Origin of the sequence: Methylosinus sp. (assembly GCF_036560965.1) — a bacterium.
Taxonomy (GTDB): Bacteria; Pseudomonadota; Alphaproteobacteria; order Rhizobiales; family Beijerinckiaceae; genus Methylosinus.
This window is the reverse complement of sequence record NZ_DATBQF010000020.1, coordinates 155,241-170,284: the sequence shown is the minus strand read 5'-3', so window position 1 is coordinate 170,284 and position 15,044 is coordinate 155,241. Positions and strand designations below refer to the sequence as shown.

The following is a 15,044-nucleotide window of genomic DNA, read 5'->3' as shown; positions in this document are numbered from 1 at the left end:
ACGGGCGCAGTCGGATTGGAGCTTCCCCTTGCGTAGGTTTTCGAAGTCCGTCTTTTCGCTGAGCGTTCTCGCGCTCGCCGGCTCCGCGGCCACTGCGGCGATCGCCGCCGGCGACGCCTATGACGGCCAGGCCGAATGGGCGCAGCGCTACGACGCCGATCCGCGCCTCACCGTCTCGCGCTCGACGACCCCCATCCTCTCGGCGCAGACGGTCGCCGCGACCGAGGCCGCCATCACCCAGCTTCAGGAGATCGTCGCGCGCGGCGGCTGGCCGATGGTGCCGGCCGGCCAGCAGTTGCGCCTCGGCTCCAACGGCCCCGCCGTCTCGGCGCTGCGCCGCCGCCTCATCGTCTCCGGCGACATCGGCGCCGAGGCGGGCGCGAGCCCCGTCTTCGACTCTTACGTGGAAGCCGCGGTGCGGCGCTTCCAGGCGCGCCACGGCGTCAACGCCACCGGCGTCGTCGCGCAGCAGACCTTCGCGGCGCTCAACGTCTCCGCCGAGCTGCGCCTGCGCCAGCTCGAGACCAATCTCGTGCGTCTGCGCAGCTTCTCGCGCGACCTCGGCAATCGCTATGTCACGGCCAACATCCCCGCCGCCACCGTGGAGACGGTGGAGAACGGCGCCGTCGTCACCCATCACACCGCAGGCGTCGGCAAGATCGACCGCCAGTCCCCGGTGATGCAGACCAAGGCGATCCAGGTCAATTTCAACCCGTTCTGGACCGTGCCCGCCTCCGTCATCCGCAAGGATCTGATCCCCAAGATGCAGGCGGACTCCAACTATCTCTCGGACAATCACATCCGCGTCTACAATAAGGAGGGCGTCGAGCTCTCCCCGCAGCAGATCAACTGGAACTCGCTGGAGGCGCTGAACTACAAGTTCCGCCAGGACACGGGCGGCGATTTCAACTCGCTCGGCGTGGTGCGCATCGACATCGCCAACCCCTACGGCGTCTATATGCACGACACGCCGGCCAAGGGCATTTTCGGCGATGATTTCCGCTTCGTCTCCTCCGGCTGCATCCGCCTGCAGAATGTGCGCGACTATGTCGCCTGGCTGCTGAAGGAGACGCCCGGCTGGGACCGCGACCATATCGACGAGGCGATCCGCTCCGGCGAGCGCATCGACGTGAAGATCACGCCCGCCGTGCCGGTCTATTGGGTCTATGTCACCGCCTGGGCGACGCCGGAAGGCGTGATGCAGTTCCGCGAGGATATTTATCAGCGCGACGGGCTCGGCATGACGGCCTCCATCCCGCAGCAATCGGCCCCCGCCCCGACGCCGGCGGCGTCGCGACAGGCGTCGCGCTCGCCGCAACTGCTGCCGGTGTTCGGCGAAGACGAGAACTGAGCAGCGCCGCAGGCATGCGAGAAGGATGGCGACGTCGATTTTAGGCTCGACTTCGAGACAAAGAATTTGTTTCGCTGGAAAATTGCCTCCGGGCTGCAACATCTCAAAAGGTCGAAATAAGCGACAGATCAGCACGGGGCAAAGTCCTTCAACTCCGGCGCTAACACGACGGCCAGCACTCTACAGACAGAGAGCAGGCCGTCGAACTCGCGAGGTTCCGGGTGTGTTTGTTGCTTCCGCGGGCCCGCATCGACGGCGTGACATACATTATTGCCTCGGGTGAGGATCGCTCCTGTCGAGAGCGAAGGAGTCGAGATATAAAAGTTCGATTTTCTTTGGCGCCGTTAGCACAGACCCAAGCTTGTAGAGGAATGAAACGGAGTCATTGCAAAAAACGCTCACATTTCTCGATACATGCCTTCTGGCCACACCGCAGTTGATTGGGTCGATATCAACTGCATATACATGCCCGCCACAAATTGTGACAAACTCATCGAACAAGAAGGTACTTTGACCATCGGCCCACGGCCCTTGCGACCCGCCCGGATATCACGGGTGGTCGGCAGGAACCTGATCGCCATAAACGACGCCGTCTCCATCCGCCTTGCGAGAACAGCCTGTTTCGACAATAGCGCAGCTGTCGAGACGCATGTTCGCCAAGAAGTTGAAAATAGCACGAAATCCGGTCGCTCGAAACGCCGTCTTAGCAGCGTATTTTTCTTCAAAAAGGTCAATATATGCGTCGGAGTTGCGACCCAAGATCTTGGAATTGTGACGATCAGCCGGCAATGTGACGTCGACATAGTCACCCGCCCTGCGTCCATTCAGCGCGCAGCGCACGCGATTAGCGGCCCGCGCGCCGGACTCCACAGCGATCCACCGCGCCATGTGCGCCGTCGCATGCGCTCGAATATCATGGCGCTGCAATAGGGAGAGCGCTCCGACGTCGCCACGACGAAAACGCCATCGCTGGTTCTTATCGATCGCGATCGAAAGATGCGCAGATGCGCTCGACAATTTCGTGACGCGTTCGGCGCCGCGCAGGCCGCAGCTGGTGTTCTGCGAAAAGCGGAATCGAGGCGGCGATCGTTTCTTTCGTCAGGCGCTATTGGCGGCGCTCATCGCGAGATAGGGCAGCTGCGAAAATGAGGATCGAATTCGCTCCTCGCTTTCGCAGCGCCTGCGCCGATGATTACGAAGCCTGATTGACGAGATCGAATACGGCGAATTCCGTTTGCGACATCGCATCGAGCGCGGCAACCGCGTCACGAGCGTTTGCGGGCAGACGCTTCACCTCGCCGGTGAGAGGCTCGACGACTCCGAGAGGGCCGAGCAATTCGAACGCTCGCTGCAGAAATTGCTCCGGCTGCGAGCCGTGATTTTTGACGATCGCATAGCGATTGTATTCGAGAAAAAAGATCGGCCGATGTTTGAAAATCGTCTCGATCGCGCCCTCCAACACCTCGATCTCGAAGCCTTCGACGTCGATCTTGACGAAGTCCACTGAAGGCAGCTCCGCTGCGAGAGCGTCCACGGTCCACACCGGCACCTCGGAGCCTTCGCCATTGACTGTCAGATGATTGCCGGCCGAGGCGCTCTGGTTATCAGCGAAGTGAGCGGTCCCTATTTGATGCCCGACCGCCCAGCAGTGGGTCAAAACCTGGCCTTCTGCATTCGCTCGGTGGACATTTTCCACCAGGAATTGATAAGTCCTCGCGGAAGGCTCGAACGAGTATATTTTGGCCGTCGGCGCAATCTCGGACACCAAAAGATTAGAAAGACCAATGTTTGCCCCGATGTCGAAACAAACACGAATCTGCCGCTTCGCTGCAATGCGGAAAAAATAGTTGCTCAGACCGCCAAGGTCGTGCTCGGGCAAATTCTTGTAATATCCGTCCCCATCATTACCGTTGATGGTGTAGGTGTTCTTGAAGCCTCTAAACGTTTTCATGCACGTTTCCCGCCTTGGGTTGCGTCGTGAGTTTCGTCCATGGACGCCGAGGGAAAATAAGACCAATGCGGCTGACGCCGCAAGCAGATATCACCGCTGCGGAATCCTCACGAATCCAGCAGAGCGCGCGTCCAATATCCGATCGAGTCACGCTCGTTCGAATTCGCCTTGAATTCATCATTCCCGATCGGCCGTCCAAGTATCGTCTCAAACAGAAAGTCCAGAATCTCGCCATCGGCCAGATGGGAATCGATCAAGTTAGAATCCGTCATACGGAGCGGTTGGCTCCGGTCGGTTCTCTAGCTCAGGGACGGCCGTTTGGCCAGAGGCGTTCGGAGACCGCCGCGAGGGCCGAGCGCTCCTGCGCCCGGCGCCCCTCAATACCCCGCGCGCTGGGCGCCGCCGCGATGGGCGCGCCATGTGCCGCCGCATTTGTCGGTGGAGGAGGACCAGGCGCCCTGGCCCGCATTGCCGCGCAGATTGCCATGGGCGCGCGCCACATGGCCGCCCTGCGAGGTGAAGCGCGTCATGATCGCGCCATCGCCCTCGACATAGCCCCAATGGGCCATGCGCCCGGCGGCGAGCGCCGCCGCTCCCGCCTGCGTGCCGACGAGAAGATCGCCGCGAATCTCGATTTGCTCGGGCAGCAGCCCGGGGCAGGAGCCAACCGTCGTGCGCGGCTCGAAAACCCAGCCGCCGTCGTAGCGGCCGGCCTCCGGCGCGGCGCCGGTCGCCTCGCGCTGCGCGGCCTGCGCGGCCTGCGCGGCCCCGATCGAGATCATCGCGCCAACCAAGAAAAGTCCCAACCCCCGCATCACACGGCCTCCTCGAACGCTCGCTGCAGCGTGTCGAACATATCACCGCCAGCGTAAATAAATTCTGCGACGCCAGCCGCGCGCAACGCCGTCTCGAGCTCTCCCGGCCGCCCCGCGAGATAGACTCGCGCCCCCGCCGCTGCGAGATCGCGCGCCGCCGCGCCCGCCTTTTCCGCATAGATCGCGTCGGACGAGCAGACGCAGGCGAGCTTCGCGCCGCTCGCGCGGAAAGCCGCGACGAGATCCGCGACGACGTCCGCGCCCTCTTCGCCGAACACCGCCTCTATGCCGGCGGCCTCGAAGAAATTCTTGGCGAAATTCGCCCGCGCCGTGAACGCCGCCACAGCGCCCAGATTGGCGAGAAAGACGCGCGGCCGGGCGCCCGTTGCGGCGAGCGCGGCGTCGGAGCGGTCGCGCAGGCCCTCGAAGGGCTCGGCGATGCGGCGCGGCCGCAAGGGCGTCGAGCGCGCAGCGCCGGCGGGCGCCGCCGCTTCGAGGAACGACGCGTCGAAAGCCGCGAGCGCCGCGACCGGCGTTTCGCCGATGTCGGGAAAAGCGTTGCAGCCGGTGATCTTGTCGCGGGCGCGCGCGGCGTTCTGCGCCCGCTTGGCGGCGACCTCCGCGATGCGGCCCTGGAAGGAGCCCTTCTCCAGCGCCGCCGCCAGCCCCCCATCGGCCTCGAGGCTCTGGAACGCCTCCCAGCCGCGCTCGCAGAGCGCCTCGGTCAGCGCCTCCATGCCGCCGGAGCCGCTCGCCGGATCGTCGACGGCGTGGACATGCGACTCGTCCTGTAGCACGAGCTGCGTGTCGCGGGCGAGGCGGCGGGCGAAACCATCCGGAGCGCCGAGCGCCTGCGTGAACGGCAGAACGGTGATGGCGTCGGCGCCGCCGATCGCCGCGCCGAAAGACGCCAGCGTCGCGCGCAGCAGATTGGTCCAGGGATCGCGCCGCGTCACCATGCGCCAGGCCGTCTCGGCATGGACATAGATCGGCGCGGGCGTGAGGCCGCAGGCCTCCTCGACGCGGGCGAACAGGCGTCGCAACGCGCGGAATTTCGCAATGGTGACGAATTCGTCGGCGTCCGCGGCGAGGCGGAAGACGAGCAGCGAACGCGCCTCGTCGAGCGACAATCCGCCCGCCTCCAGCGCGCGCAGATAGGCGAGCGCGGCGGCGAGCGCGAAACCGAGCTCCTGCGCCTCCGTCCCGCCGGCGGCATGGATCACACGGGCGTCGACGGCGACGGTCCCGAACCGATAGCCGGCGGTCGCGAGGCTCTTGGCGCGGGCCGCGAAGGACCGGCTCGCCTCTCCCCAAGGGGCGGCCGCAAAGCCATGCAGCGCCTGCGCGCCGAGCGGATCGAGCCCCAAGGAGAGGCGCGTGATGCTCGGATCGATATGGGCGCGGTCGACCAGGCTCAGCAGCGCGTCCACGGCGCGCGGCGCGCGTGGGGAAAGCTCGACCAGCGCGGGAATCCCGTAGTCGAGGCGAATCTTGTCGAAAACATGGGCGAGCGCTTCCTCGCCGTCGTCGACGAGGCCCGTCCCATAGGCGCCCTGCGCGCCGGCGAAGACGATGTGCAATCCATCGGCGCCGCCCTCGAGATCGGCGAGAGCCATGGCGTTGGCCGCGTCCGCGTCGGCGAGATCGACGCGGGCCAGAACGGACCAGCGGCCGGGCGCGGCGCGAAGCGCCCGCGGGCCCGGCGCAACGGCGCGCGGATAGAGCGGCGCGATGGCGACGCCGTCGTAAGTCTTGGACGTCAGCCGGTCGAAGGAGGCGCCTTTGAGCGCGCGATCGACGATTTTACGCCAGCCCTCCTCGTTTCCCGGTGGAAAAACGCCGGCCAGCGGCGCGTCTTGCAAACTCATGAGCGAGCCTCGAACAAATGACGGGGTTGCGGGCGTCTTCTTGCATGAAGCGCGCCCTCCCGCCACCCAATATCCGCAGCCTTCGCCAGCGCCGGGCTTTATTTTCGCGGCGGGGCGCCTTAACGAGAACGCTGCGCCGCCCGCCCCCGGGAGGCGGCCCGACCGGCTGAATGACCCTGAACGGAGGTGGACGTGGCTGAAGATCCGCAGGAAAAGGCCAAGCTCGTCGAAGAAATCGTCGAGGTCATCGCGTCGGAGGGGATGATCGACCGCACCAAGGTCACGCCCGGCGCGACGATCGAGAGCCTCGGCCTGAAATCGGTCGATATCGTCATGATCCTCACCGCCCTCGAGGAAAAGTTCAACGTCTATATCCCGATGGACGGCGCTCTGCAGGACGCCAAAAATGTCGAAGGTCTGATCGACGCCATCGCGGAATATGTGCTGAAAGAGAGAGAGAAACAATAATATGGCCGCTTCGTCCGGAGGCGTCGGCGAGCGTCGGGTGGTGATTTCGGGAATGGGGACGGTCTCGGCGGCCGGCGTCGGAACCGCGGCGCTGTGGACCGCCGCCCGTGACGGAATCTCGCAGGTCCGCCCCCTCGTGACCGAATATCCGTACGACGGGCGCATCCGCATCGCGGCGCAGGTTCCCGATTTCGATCCCGCCAAATATCTCGAGAAGGCGCTTCTGACCTTCTGCGACCCCTTCACGCAATTCACGCTGGTGGCAGCCGAAGAGGCCGTCGCCCAAGCGGGCTTTGCGCGCGAGGAGCTCTCGGGACCGCGCGTCGGCGTCATCGTCGGGTCCGGCATCGGCGGGATGACGACGATCGACAACGGTCTGCGCCACTATTACCAGGAGCGCATCCGGCCCGATCCGTTCAGCGTGCCGCGCCTCATCCCGAGCGCCGCGCCGACGACTCTGGGCATGCGCTACGCCGCCAATGGCCCGACGTTCTCGGTCGGCAGCGCCTGCTCCTCGGCGAGCCAGGCGGTGGGCCTCGCCGCGCAGATGATCCGCTTCGGCCTCATGGATCGCGCCCTCGTCGGCGGCGCCGAGGCCTGCATCGTCAACGGCACCATCCGCGCCTGGGAGGGCCTGCGCGTGATGACGCCCGATTTCTGCCGCCCCTTCTCCACCGGCCGCAACGGCATGACGCTCGGCGAAGGCGCCGCGGTGTTCGTGCTGGAGACGCTCGAATCGGCGCAAAAGCGCGGCCATGCGCCGCTCTGCGAGCTCGCCGGCTATGGCACGTCGAGCGACGCCAAGGATTTCGTGCGGCCCGATCTCGACGGAATGACCGGGGCGATGGAGGCCGCGCTCGCCGACGCCGGCCTCGCGCCGGAGGCCATCGACTATCTCAACGCCCATGGCACGGCGACGCACGCCAATGACATCACCGAGGCGGCCGCCATCGGCCGCGTGTTCGGCGAGCGCGCGGGCCGCCTGCCGGTCTCCTCGACCAAGCCCGTCCACGGACACGCGCTGGGCGCCAGCGCCGGGCTCGAGCTGGCGCTGACGATCCGCGCGCTGCAGGAGCAGATCGCGCCGCCGACGATCAATTTCCTCGATTTCGATCCGCGCTGCCCGATCGACGCCGTGCCCAATGTGGCGCGAGGCGTCGAGATTCGCACGGCCATGTCGAATTCCTTCGCCTTCGGCGGCATCAACGCCGTGCTGATCGTGCGCGCGCTCGCGGGAGGGGCGTGAATGACCGCGGAGCCCGAAAGCGCAGAGACGCGCATCGGCCCGCTGCGCGTCTGCGCGGATGAAGAGCGCGTCATCCGCTATCGCCGCGAGATCGGCTTTCCCGACACGCTGGAAAAAATCGTGCCCGTCGCCTTTCCGGCGGTGTGGCTGACCACGCCGGAGATCGACGCCGCGATCCGCGATTTTCTCGCGGGCGAGGACGCCGTGCCGGTGCACGAATCGCAGAGCTTTCATTATTTCGCGCCGCTGCGCATCGGCGAGAGCTACGACTTGACCGTGTCGCTGCGCCGCGAGGCCGAGCCGCCGCGCCTTGCGGTCAACGCCAGCCTCGCGACACTGGGCGGCGAAACCCGCCTGCACGCCGAGACGCTGCTGCGCATCGTGCCGCGCCCGGCGAGCATGGGAGGCGCCCCGTGAGCGGCGCGCGCCTGCCCGCCGTCGGCGAACGCCTGCCGGATTGGCGGATCGGCCCCTTCGACGCCGCGGCGCTGGCGGCCTACGCGACCGCCTCCGGCGACGCCAACCGTTTGCATCTCGACGATGATCTCGCCCGCGCGATCGGCTTTCCCGCGCCGCCCGTCCATGGCATGAAGCTGCTCGCCGCCTTCGAGCCCATGCTCTCCGCCTGGCGGCGCGATTTGTTTCTGGCCCGGCTCGCCGGCAAATTCGTGCAGCCGGTGCTGCGCGGCGAAGCGGTCACCCTGTCCGGCCGCGTGCTGCGCTCATCCCCTCGGGAGGGAGTGTTCTTGAGACTTCTGGCCTATGGCGAGGCGCGCGCGCCGGCGATCGTCGGCGAGGCGCTGATGACTCTTCCGCGAAAGCTCCACCCGTGAAGCGCGGGGCGCGGCGCATACTCGTCACCGGCGCGTCGAGCGGCATCGGCCGCGCGCTGGCGCTGCGCTATGCGCAGGAGGGCCGGAGCCTCGCTCTGTTCGGACGCGACGCCGCGCGGCTCGCGGCGGTCGCCGCCCAGTGCCGGGCCAAGGGCGCGGAAACCGCCGTGACCATCGCCGATGTGCGCGACCGCCGCGCCATGGCGGACAGCATCGCCGAGGCGGATGCGCGCGATCCGCTCGATCTCGTCATCGCCAACGCCGGCGTCTCGACCGGCCTCTCCCCCGGCCAGATCGCCGAGGACCCGGAGGCGGTGCGCGGGACGCTGTCGATCAATGTGCTCGGCGTGTTCAACACGGTCGAGCCGGCCATAGAGGCGATGACGGCGCGCAAGCGCGGCCAGATCGCCGTCGTCGGCTCCATGGCGGGACTGCGCGGCCTGCCCTATTCTCCCGCCTATTGCGCCAGCAAGGCGGCCGTTCACCTCTACGCCGATTCTCTGCGCGGCGCGCTCCGCCCGCATGGGGTCCATGTGAGCCTGATCGTGCCCGGCTTCGTGGCGACGCCGATGACCGACAAGCTGACGGCCTGGCAGGCGGGAAAGGTCAGCGACGAGCGGGCCGCGGAGATCATCATGCGCGGCCTCGACCGACGCGCCGCAGTGATCGCCTTTCCGCTGTTCGTCTATTATGCGATGAAGCTGTTTGCGATGCTGCCGCCCCACGCCGTCGATTCGGTCATGCGGCGCTTCGAAGTGGCCGTGCCTCAGACCCATGAGCGGGAGGAGCCGTGATCGACAGCATTTTGTATTGGCTCGTCGTTCTATCGGCTGTCTTCTGGGCCTGCTCCGCCTTGCTGCTGCTTCTCTCGATCTTCGCGGCGCTCATCCATCCCTGGCTCATCGCGCGGCGCGGGACCAGCTCCGAACAGCCGCCCGTCTCGCTGGTCCTGCCGGTGAAGATGCTGGACCAGGGGTTCGCCCGCGCGCAGGAATCGGCTCTCGCGCAGAATTATCCACAGCTGGAGGCGCTCGCCTCGGCGACAGAGGCGGATTCCCCCGCGATTTCGGCCATACGCGACATTTTCGCGCGCCATCCGCAGATCGCCTCGCGCATTTTCCAATCCACGGCGCGTTTCGCCGCGAGCCCCAAGGTCGACAATCTGTTCGCGCCCTTCAACGCGGCGCGCAACGATGTGATCTTCATGAAGGACTCCAATGTCGTGCTGGAGCCGGACGATCTCGCCGAGACGATGCGGCATTTGAAGCCCGGCGTCGGCTTGGTCTGCGCGATCCCCTACGCCGCGCGGCCGGAGAATTTCGCCGCCCATGTGGAGGCCGGCATTCTCAACGGCCCGCATCAGCGCATGTTGTTCGCGGCCTCCGCGCTCGGCGGCGGCTTCGGCGTCGGCAAGATCATGCTGTTTCGGCGCAGCGATTTCTTGCGCGCCGGCGGCTTCGCGGCGATCGCGCATACGGTGGGGGAGGACAACGCCACCGCCAAGGCGCTCGGCCGCATCAAGCTTCGCACCGTCTTCTCGCATCGGCTGGTGCGCCAGGAGCTCGGCGAGCGCAATCTCGTCGACATCTACAATCGGCAGCTGCGCTGGAGCGTCGTGCGCCGCGACGACGAGATCCTGTCCTTCCTGGCCGAGCCCTTCTGCCAGGCGCTGCCGGCCTTCGCGGCGGCGGCGATCGGGGCCCCGCTCGTCGGCGCGACGCCCATGACGGCCTTGACCGTCACTTTCGCTTTGTGGCTAAGCTCGGAGACGCTGCTCTCCATCGCCAAGGGATGGAAGGTGTCTTGGGCCGCGCCGGTGATCTTCCTGGCGCGCGAGGCGTTGATGTTCGCTGTGTGGCTGCACGCCTGGACGGCCACCAAGGTCGTCTGGGCCAGGACGACGATCGACACGCGCTCCGGCGGCGAAGCGGCCGCCACCACGGAGCCGCAGGTCGCGAAGGAAGAAGGATAACACCGCTTGATCCTCGCTCTTCTGCAGTTTCTCGTCGATAGCGTCTGGCTCGCCGCGGCGCTGATCATGATGATGATCGGCGCGGGCTTCGTCGCGATCATCGCGCGCTTCCTCTTCGATCGATTGCGCGGCGCGCGCGACCCGGAGCCCGCCGTCCTGGCCGAGGACGAGCTGCCGCATGTGCTGCTGCAAATCCCCGTCTTCAACGAGGCCGAGGTGACCGAGCAGGCGCTGCGCTGCGTCGCCGAGCTCGACTGGCCCAAGGACAGGCTGCACATTCAGCTGCTCGACGATTCGACCGACGAGACGCCCCGGCGCGCCGAGGCGGTGGCGATCGAGCTGCGCGCCAAGGGCGTGGACATCCACCATGTGCGCCGCGCCGATCGCTCCGGCTTCAAGGCCGGCGCCTGCGCCGAGGGGCTGAAGCTCTTCGACGCGCCCTATGTCGCCATGCTGGACGCCGATTTCCGCCCGCCGGCGGATTGGCTGCGCCGCACCGTGCCGCTGCTGGTGAAGGACGATCGCGCCGGCTTCGTGCAATCGCGCTGCGAATTCTCCAATTATCGCAAGAATTGGCTGACGCGCGCGCAAGGCCTCGTGCAGGACGGGCATTTCCTCGTCGAGCAGCGCACCCGCGCGCTCGCCGGCTGGCTGTTCCAATTCAACGGCACCGGCGGCATTTGGCGGCGCGCGACGATCGACGCCGTCGGCGGCTGGTCGGATTACTCGCTCTGCGAGGATCTGGACCTCACCGTGCGCGCGGCGCTCGGCGGCTGGCATGGCGTCTTCGTCTCCGAGCCGCCCATTCCCGGCCAGGTGCCGGAGGGGCTGCGCGACTATCGCCGCCAGCAGCGCCGCTGGTCCAACGGCTTCGTGCAAGTGGCGCAGAAGACCGTGCTGCCGCTGTGGAACGCGCCCTGGTCGCTGACCCGGCGCGTCGCGGCGATCGTGCTCATCGTGCATCAGATCTTCTTCCCGACGGCGGCGATCGGCCTCATCGCCCTGCTGCTCGGCGTGATCCTGCGCGGCTCGCTCACGCCCTATCTGCCGGTGCTGGAGCTGATCCTCGCCGAGACGCTGGTCGTCGTGCTCGGCTTCACGCTTCTGCCCTATCTGGCGCTGAAGCGCGGCGGGCTCGGCGATTATGTGAAGACGATGGCCTCGGTGCCGCCGCTGATGATCTATCTCGCCTTCTCCAATGGCGCGAAGATCCTGCAGACGATGCGCGGCCGCAAATCGACCTTCAAGCGCACGCCCAAGACGGAACATGCGCCGGCGGCGCCGACGCAGATTCAGGAAGCGGAGTGAGGCGCGCCGGGGACGGACCGCCGTCCCCGGCTACTCGAAGGCGAGCGTCGCGTGCGTATGAGACGGGTCACGGGGCGTCGCGCCCGATTTCGCCGCGCGATCGGAAAGCGTCTCGCGGCCTTGCTGATAGCCGGCTTTTCGCTCGCGCTGTCCCCCGCGAAGGCAGGACCGCCGTTTCTGACCGACGATCCGGAGCCTGTCGACTACGGCCATTATGAATTCTACCTGTTCTCGCAAGGCGTCCGGGCCGGCGGCGAGACGAGCGGCGGCGCGCCGGCCTGCGACTGCAATTTCGGCGTGCTGCCCAATGTGCAATTTCATGTGCAGCCCGCCATGGCCTTCCGCCGGCCGGGCGGCGGCGATCTCGTCTGGGGCGCAGGCGACGTCGAGCTCGGTGTGAAATATCGCTTCATCGAGCAGGACAAGGAGGGCGCGGCGCCCTCCGCGGCTTTCTATCCGCTGATCGAGACGCCGACCGGAGACGCGGCGCGCGGGCTCGGCGGCGGCCGCGCCCGCATCTTTCTTCCCGTGTGGCTGCAGAAGGATTTCGGCGATTGGTCGACCTTCGGCGGCGGCGGCTATTGGATCAATCCCGGCCCCGGCGCGCGCAATTTCGGCTTTCTCGGCTGGGCGCTGCTGCGCAAGATCGACGAGCGGCTGACGCTCGGCGCCGAAATTTACCACCAGACGTCGAGCGAGATCGGCGGCGCGTCCACGACGGGGGTCAATATCGGCGCGATCGTCGATCTCTCCCCCCGCTATCATTTGCTCGCCTCGATCGGGCGCGGCCTGACGCATGCGACGGAAACCGACCAATTCTCCTGGTATCTCGGCTTCCAGGTGACGAATGGCGAAGAGGCCGCGAAAAGCCCGGGCGAAACGGCGCCGGCGTCGGCCGCCGCCGCGGACGACTGGTCGGGATTTCACGCAGGCCTCTCGCTCGGCCGCCTCTATCGGCGCGCAGGAGAAACGCTCGTCGTGGACTATTCTCCGGCGGCGGAGACGACAGCCGGGTCGAATGGAGCGACGCTCGGCGGATTCGGAGGCTTCGACGCGCAATTCGGATTCGTCGTCCTCGGCGTCGAGACGGATGTCGAGGCCGGCGGCGTCTCCAAAACGGCGTTCGGCGTGACGCTGCGCAATGACGCGCGGGCGTCCCTACGCGGGCGCGTCGGTCTCGCTCGCGACCACGCAATGCTCTACGCGACCGGCGGAGTGTCGGTCTCCGACCTCGCCGTCACCGCATTACGCGAAGCCTTCGACCGGGCGCAGACCGGCTGGACCATCGGCGGCGGGATGGAATATGCGATCGCCGACCATTGGACCGGCCGGCTGGAATATCGCCACGGCCGCAGCGGCGAGATCGCTTTCGCCTCGGCCAATTTCGACGGCAATCTCTATCGTATCCGCCTGCGCGACGATTCGATGCGGCTCGCGCTCGCCTATCGCTTCGGGCTCGACGCGCCGGAGGCCGGGGCGAAATAGCGCTGTCGGCTCAGGCGTGGCCCGCGGCCGAGGAAAGGCGCGCCAGATCGATGCCGATGAGGCGCAGGGCGCGCGCATATTTCGACTCGAGATCGGTGTCGAAGAGAATGGCGGGATCGGCGGGACAGTTGAGCCAGCCATTGTGCTGGATCTCATTCTCGAGCTGGCCCGGATCCCAGCCGGCGTAGCCCAGCGCCAGCAGCGCCTGATTGGGCCCCTCGCCGGCGGCGATGGCGCGGAGGATGTCGATCGTCGCGGTGAGCGAGACCCCATCGTCGATCGGCAGCGTCGAATTGTCGATGAAGAAATCCGAGGAATGCAGCACGAAGCCGCGGTCGGTCTGCACCGGGCCGCCCTGCAGCACCTGAATGGCCTCGGTCGCCTTGGGCAGGCTGATGCGCTCCTGCGGCGCGATGATCTGCAGCTGCACCAGAAGATCGGGAAAATCGCGGACCTGCGAGGGCTGGTTGACGACGATGCCCATGGCGCCATCCTCGGAATGGGCGCAGAGATAGATGACGGAGCGGGCGAATCGCTCGTCGGCCATGCCGGGCATTGCGACGAGCATCTGCCCGTCGAGATAGCGCCTGCCGGAGGAATTGGAGCCAGCGTCCCGGTCCTGTCCCGCGTCGGGGTCCCGGATGATCGGCGCGGCGGAGTGCGAGCCCGCCGACCGCGAGCCTCTCGATCGCGAGGCTCCGCGGACGGCCGGGTTCTCGAGGCCTTGTTTCTTGCCGACCGGACTCATAGGGTCATTCTACGCTCGGCGCCCAGCCATAACAAGCGCCGTTCGACAACGGAAAATGTGGCGCGGGGGGCGTCTCCAGGACCCGGGAATAGCGCAAAATGAACAGCGCAAATATGAATAGCGCAAATCCGAGAGCGGCCGCGCTCGCCTTGGCTCTGCTCGCCTTGGTTCTGCTCGCCTCGCCGCCTGTCGCGCTGGCGCAGGACGCGGACTTCGCCTCCCCTTCCGCCCGCGGCGCCCATTCGGCGGCGCGCCTGCTCTCGGCGGGCGCGCCGAGCGGCGGCGTCTATCGACTCGGCGTCGAGATCGCGCTCGATCCGGGGACGGTGACCTATTGGCGCAATCCCGGCGACGCCGGCGCGCCGCCCGTCTTCGACTTCTCCGCCTCCGAGAATGTCGCCGCGGTGGAGACGCTCTATCCGGCGCCCAAACATATCGTCGAGGCCGGAATCACAGTCGCCGGCTATGACGAGAGCCTCATTTTTCCGCTGCGCGTCACGCCCAAGGAGGCGGCCGCGCCCGTCGTGCTGAAGCTCGCGCTGGACTATGCCGCCTGCGCGCAAATCTGCCTGCCGGCCAAGGCGAAGCTCTCTCTCGCGCTGCCGACGGCGGGAGCCTCGCCCTTCGCGGCGACGCTCGCGGCGGCGGAGACGCTGGTTCCGCGCCCGATCGGCGCCGGCGAGGTGAAGCAATTGGTGGAGGTCGCGCGCGCCGGCGCCGGCGCCTGGCGGCTGCGCTATCACGGTCCGGGCCATGCGGCGGATGTCTTCGTCGAGGCGCCGGAGCCCTTCATCATCGACAGCGCCGCCGACGGAAACGGCGGCTTCGCGCTGACGCTCGGCGAAGGAAAGCAGCAAGGCGCCATAGCGGCCCGCGCGACGATCCGCACCGAGAGCGGCGGAATAGAGCTGCCGCTGACGCTGGATTAGCGCGCTTTCCGATCGATACGACAAAAAAGGGCGCGGCCACTGGCCGCGCCCGGAGTAGAAGAAGAGCTCT

Annotated in this window: 15 protein-coding genes; 10 read left to right on the top strand and 5 right to left on the bottom strand. The window is 66.9% G+C overall.

The features are described 5' to 3' along the window. Positions 1-28 precede the first annotated feature (28 nt). The gene (locus tag VIF40_RS07075; RefSeq protein ID WP_414684764.1) at positions 29-1,351 is read left to right on the top strand and encodes a L,D-transpeptidase family protein; all 1,323 of its coding nucleotides are present in this window, start codon (positions 29-31) and stop codon (positions 1,349-1,351) included. A 549-nt stretch (positions 1,352-1,900) separates the two neighbouring features. Here the strand turns inward: VIF40_RS07075 and VIF40_RS07070 are convergent. From VIF40_RS07070 to VIF40_RS07055, 4 genes are all read right to left on the bottom strand, one after another. Beyond that, positions 1,901-2,368 (bottom strand): hypothetical protein, encoded by a 468-nt coding sequence (locus tag VIF40_RS07070; RefSeq protein ID WP_331936821.1) that lies wholly within the window; start codon positions 2,366-2,368, stop codon positions 1,901-1,903. 175 nt (positions 2,369-2,543) lie between these two features. Beyond that, positions 2,544-3,302, bottom strand: coding sequence for an FkbM family methyltransferase (locus VIF40_RS07065; RefSeq protein WP_331936820.1), 759 nt, complete (start codon positions 3,300-3,302; stop codon positions 2,544-2,546). A 377-nt stretch (positions 3,303-3,679) separates the two neighbouring features. Continuing rightward, a complete protein-coding gene (locus VIF40_RS07060) occupies positions 3,680-4,084 on the bottom strand; it encodes a hypothetical protein (RefSeq protein ID WP_331936819.1) in 405 nt (134 codons plus the stop codon). Between the two features lie 32 nt (positions 4,085-4,116). Next, on the bottom strand, positions 4,117-5,985 hold the full coding sequence (locus VIF40_RS07055; protein ID WP_331936818.1) for a methylmalonyl-CoA mutase family protein: 1,869 nt from the start codon (positions 5,983-5,985) through the stop codon (positions 4,117-4,119). 192 nt (positions 5,986-6,177) lie between these two features. On the opposite strand from VIF40_RS07055, the gene VIF40_RS07050 reads away from it, so the two are divergent. The 8 genes from VIF40_RS07050 to VIF40_RS07015 all read left to right on the top strand — a co-directional run bounded on the left by VIF40_RS07050 (position 6,178) and on the right by VIF40_RS07015 (position 13,297). Further along, complete coding sequence (locus VIF40_RS07050; protein ID WP_331936817.1) at positions 6,178-6,453, top strand: acyl carrier protein; 276 nt, start codon at positions 6,178-6,180, stop codon at positions 6,451-6,453. 1 nt (position 6,454) lies between these two features. Next, positions 6,455-7,699, top strand: coding sequence for a beta-ketoacyl-[acyl-carrier-protein] synthase family protein (locus VIF40_RS07045; protein WP_331936816.1), 1,245 nt, complete (start codon positions 6,455-6,457; stop codon positions 7,697-7,699). Next, positions 7,700-8,116: a hypothetical protein gene (locus tag VIF40_RS07040; RefSeq protein ID WP_331936815.1), complete on the top strand. Its 417-nt coding sequence runs from the start codon at positions 7,700-7,702 to the stop codon at positions 8,114-8,116. It abuts the gene before it with no gap. Beyond that, positions 8,113-8,532: a MaoC family dehydratase gene (locus VIF40_RS07035; RefSeq protein ID WP_331936814.1), complete on the top strand. Its 420-nt coding sequence runs from the start codon at positions 8,113-8,115 to the stop codon at positions 8,530-8,532. Before VIF40_RS07040 ends, VIF40_RS07035 begins: the two co-directional genes overlap by 4 nt. Beyond that, positions 8,529-9,326: an SDR family NAD(P)-dependent oxidoreductase gene (locus VIF40_RS07030; RefSeq protein WP_331936813.1), complete on the top strand. Its 798-nt coding sequence runs from the start codon at positions 8,529-8,531 to the stop codon at positions 9,324-9,326. Before VIF40_RS07035 ends, VIF40_RS07030 begins: the two co-directional genes overlap by 4 nt. Next, complete coding sequence (locus VIF40_RS07025; protein ID WP_331936812.1) at positions 9,323-10,504, top strand: glycosyltransferase; 1,182 nt, start codon at positions 9,323-9,325, stop codon at positions 10,502-10,504. Before VIF40_RS07030 ends, VIF40_RS07025 begins: the two co-directional genes overlap by 4 nt. Before the next feature lie 6 nt (positions 10,505-10,510). Further along, positions 10,511-11,812 (top strand): glycosyltransferase family 2 protein, encoded by a 1,302-nt coding sequence (locus tag VIF40_RS07020; RefSeq protein WP_331936811.1) that lies wholly within the window; start codon positions 10,511-10,513, stop codon positions 11,810-11,812. Between the two features lie 120 nt (positions 11,813-11,932). Beyond that, the gene (locus VIF40_RS07015) at positions 11,933-13,297 is read left to right on the top strand and encodes an outer membrane protein (RefSeq protein WP_331936810.1); all 1,365 of its coding nucleotides are present in this window, start codon (positions 11,933-11,935) and stop codon (positions 13,295-13,297) included. A 10-nt stretch (positions 13,298-13,307) separates the two neighbouring features. Here the strand turns inward: VIF40_RS07015 and VIF40_RS07010 are convergent, their stop codons facing one another. Next, entirely contained in the window at positions 13,308-14,045 is a 738-nt protein-coding gene (locus VIF40_RS07010; protein WP_331936809.1) for a YqgE/AlgH family protein, read from the bottom strand. 98 nt (positions 14,046-14,143) lie between these two features. Between VIF40_RS07010 and VIF40_RS07005 the strand changes: the two genes are divergently transcribed. After that, on the top strand, positions 14,144-14,974 hold the full coding sequence (locus VIF40_RS07005) for a protein-disulfide reductase DsbD domain-containing protein (protein ID WP_331936808.1): 831 nt from the start codon (positions 14,144-14,146) through the stop codon (positions 14,972-14,974). Positions 14,975-15,044 lie beyond the last annotated feature (70 nt).

Excerpts from the sequence above, each read along its gene's own strand:
- VIF40_RS07065 (WP_331936820.1), bottom strand. The coding sequence starts at position 3,302 with ATGAAAACGTTTAGAGGCTTCAAGAACACCTACACCATCAACGGTAAT.
- VIF40_RS07060 (WP_331936819.1), bottom strand. The coding sequence starts at position 4,084 with ATGATCTCGATCGGGGCCGCGCAGGCCGCGCAGGCCGCGCAGCGCGAG.
- VIF40_RS07055 (WP_331936818.1), bottom strand. The coding sequence starts at position 5,985 with ATGAGTTTGCAAGACGCGCCGCTGGCCGGCGTTTTTCCACCGGGAAAC.
- VIF40_RS07045 (WP_331936816.1), top strand. The coding sequence starts at position 6,455 with ATGGCCGCTTCGTCCGGAGGCGTCGGCGAGCGTCGGGTGGTGATTTCG.
- VIF40_RS07040 (WP_331936815.1), top strand. The coding sequence starts at position 7,700 with ATGACCGCGGAGCCCGAAAGCGCAGAGACGCGCATCGGCCCGCTGCGC.
- VIF40_RS07010 (WP_331936809.1), bottom strand. The coding sequence starts at position 14,045 with ATGAGTCCGGTCGGCAAGAAACAAGGCCTCGAGAACCCGGCCGTCCGC.
- VIF40_RS07005 (WP_331936808.1), top strand. The coding sequence starts at position 14,144 with ATGAACAGCGCAAATATGAATAGCGCAAATCCGAGAGCGGCCGCGCTC.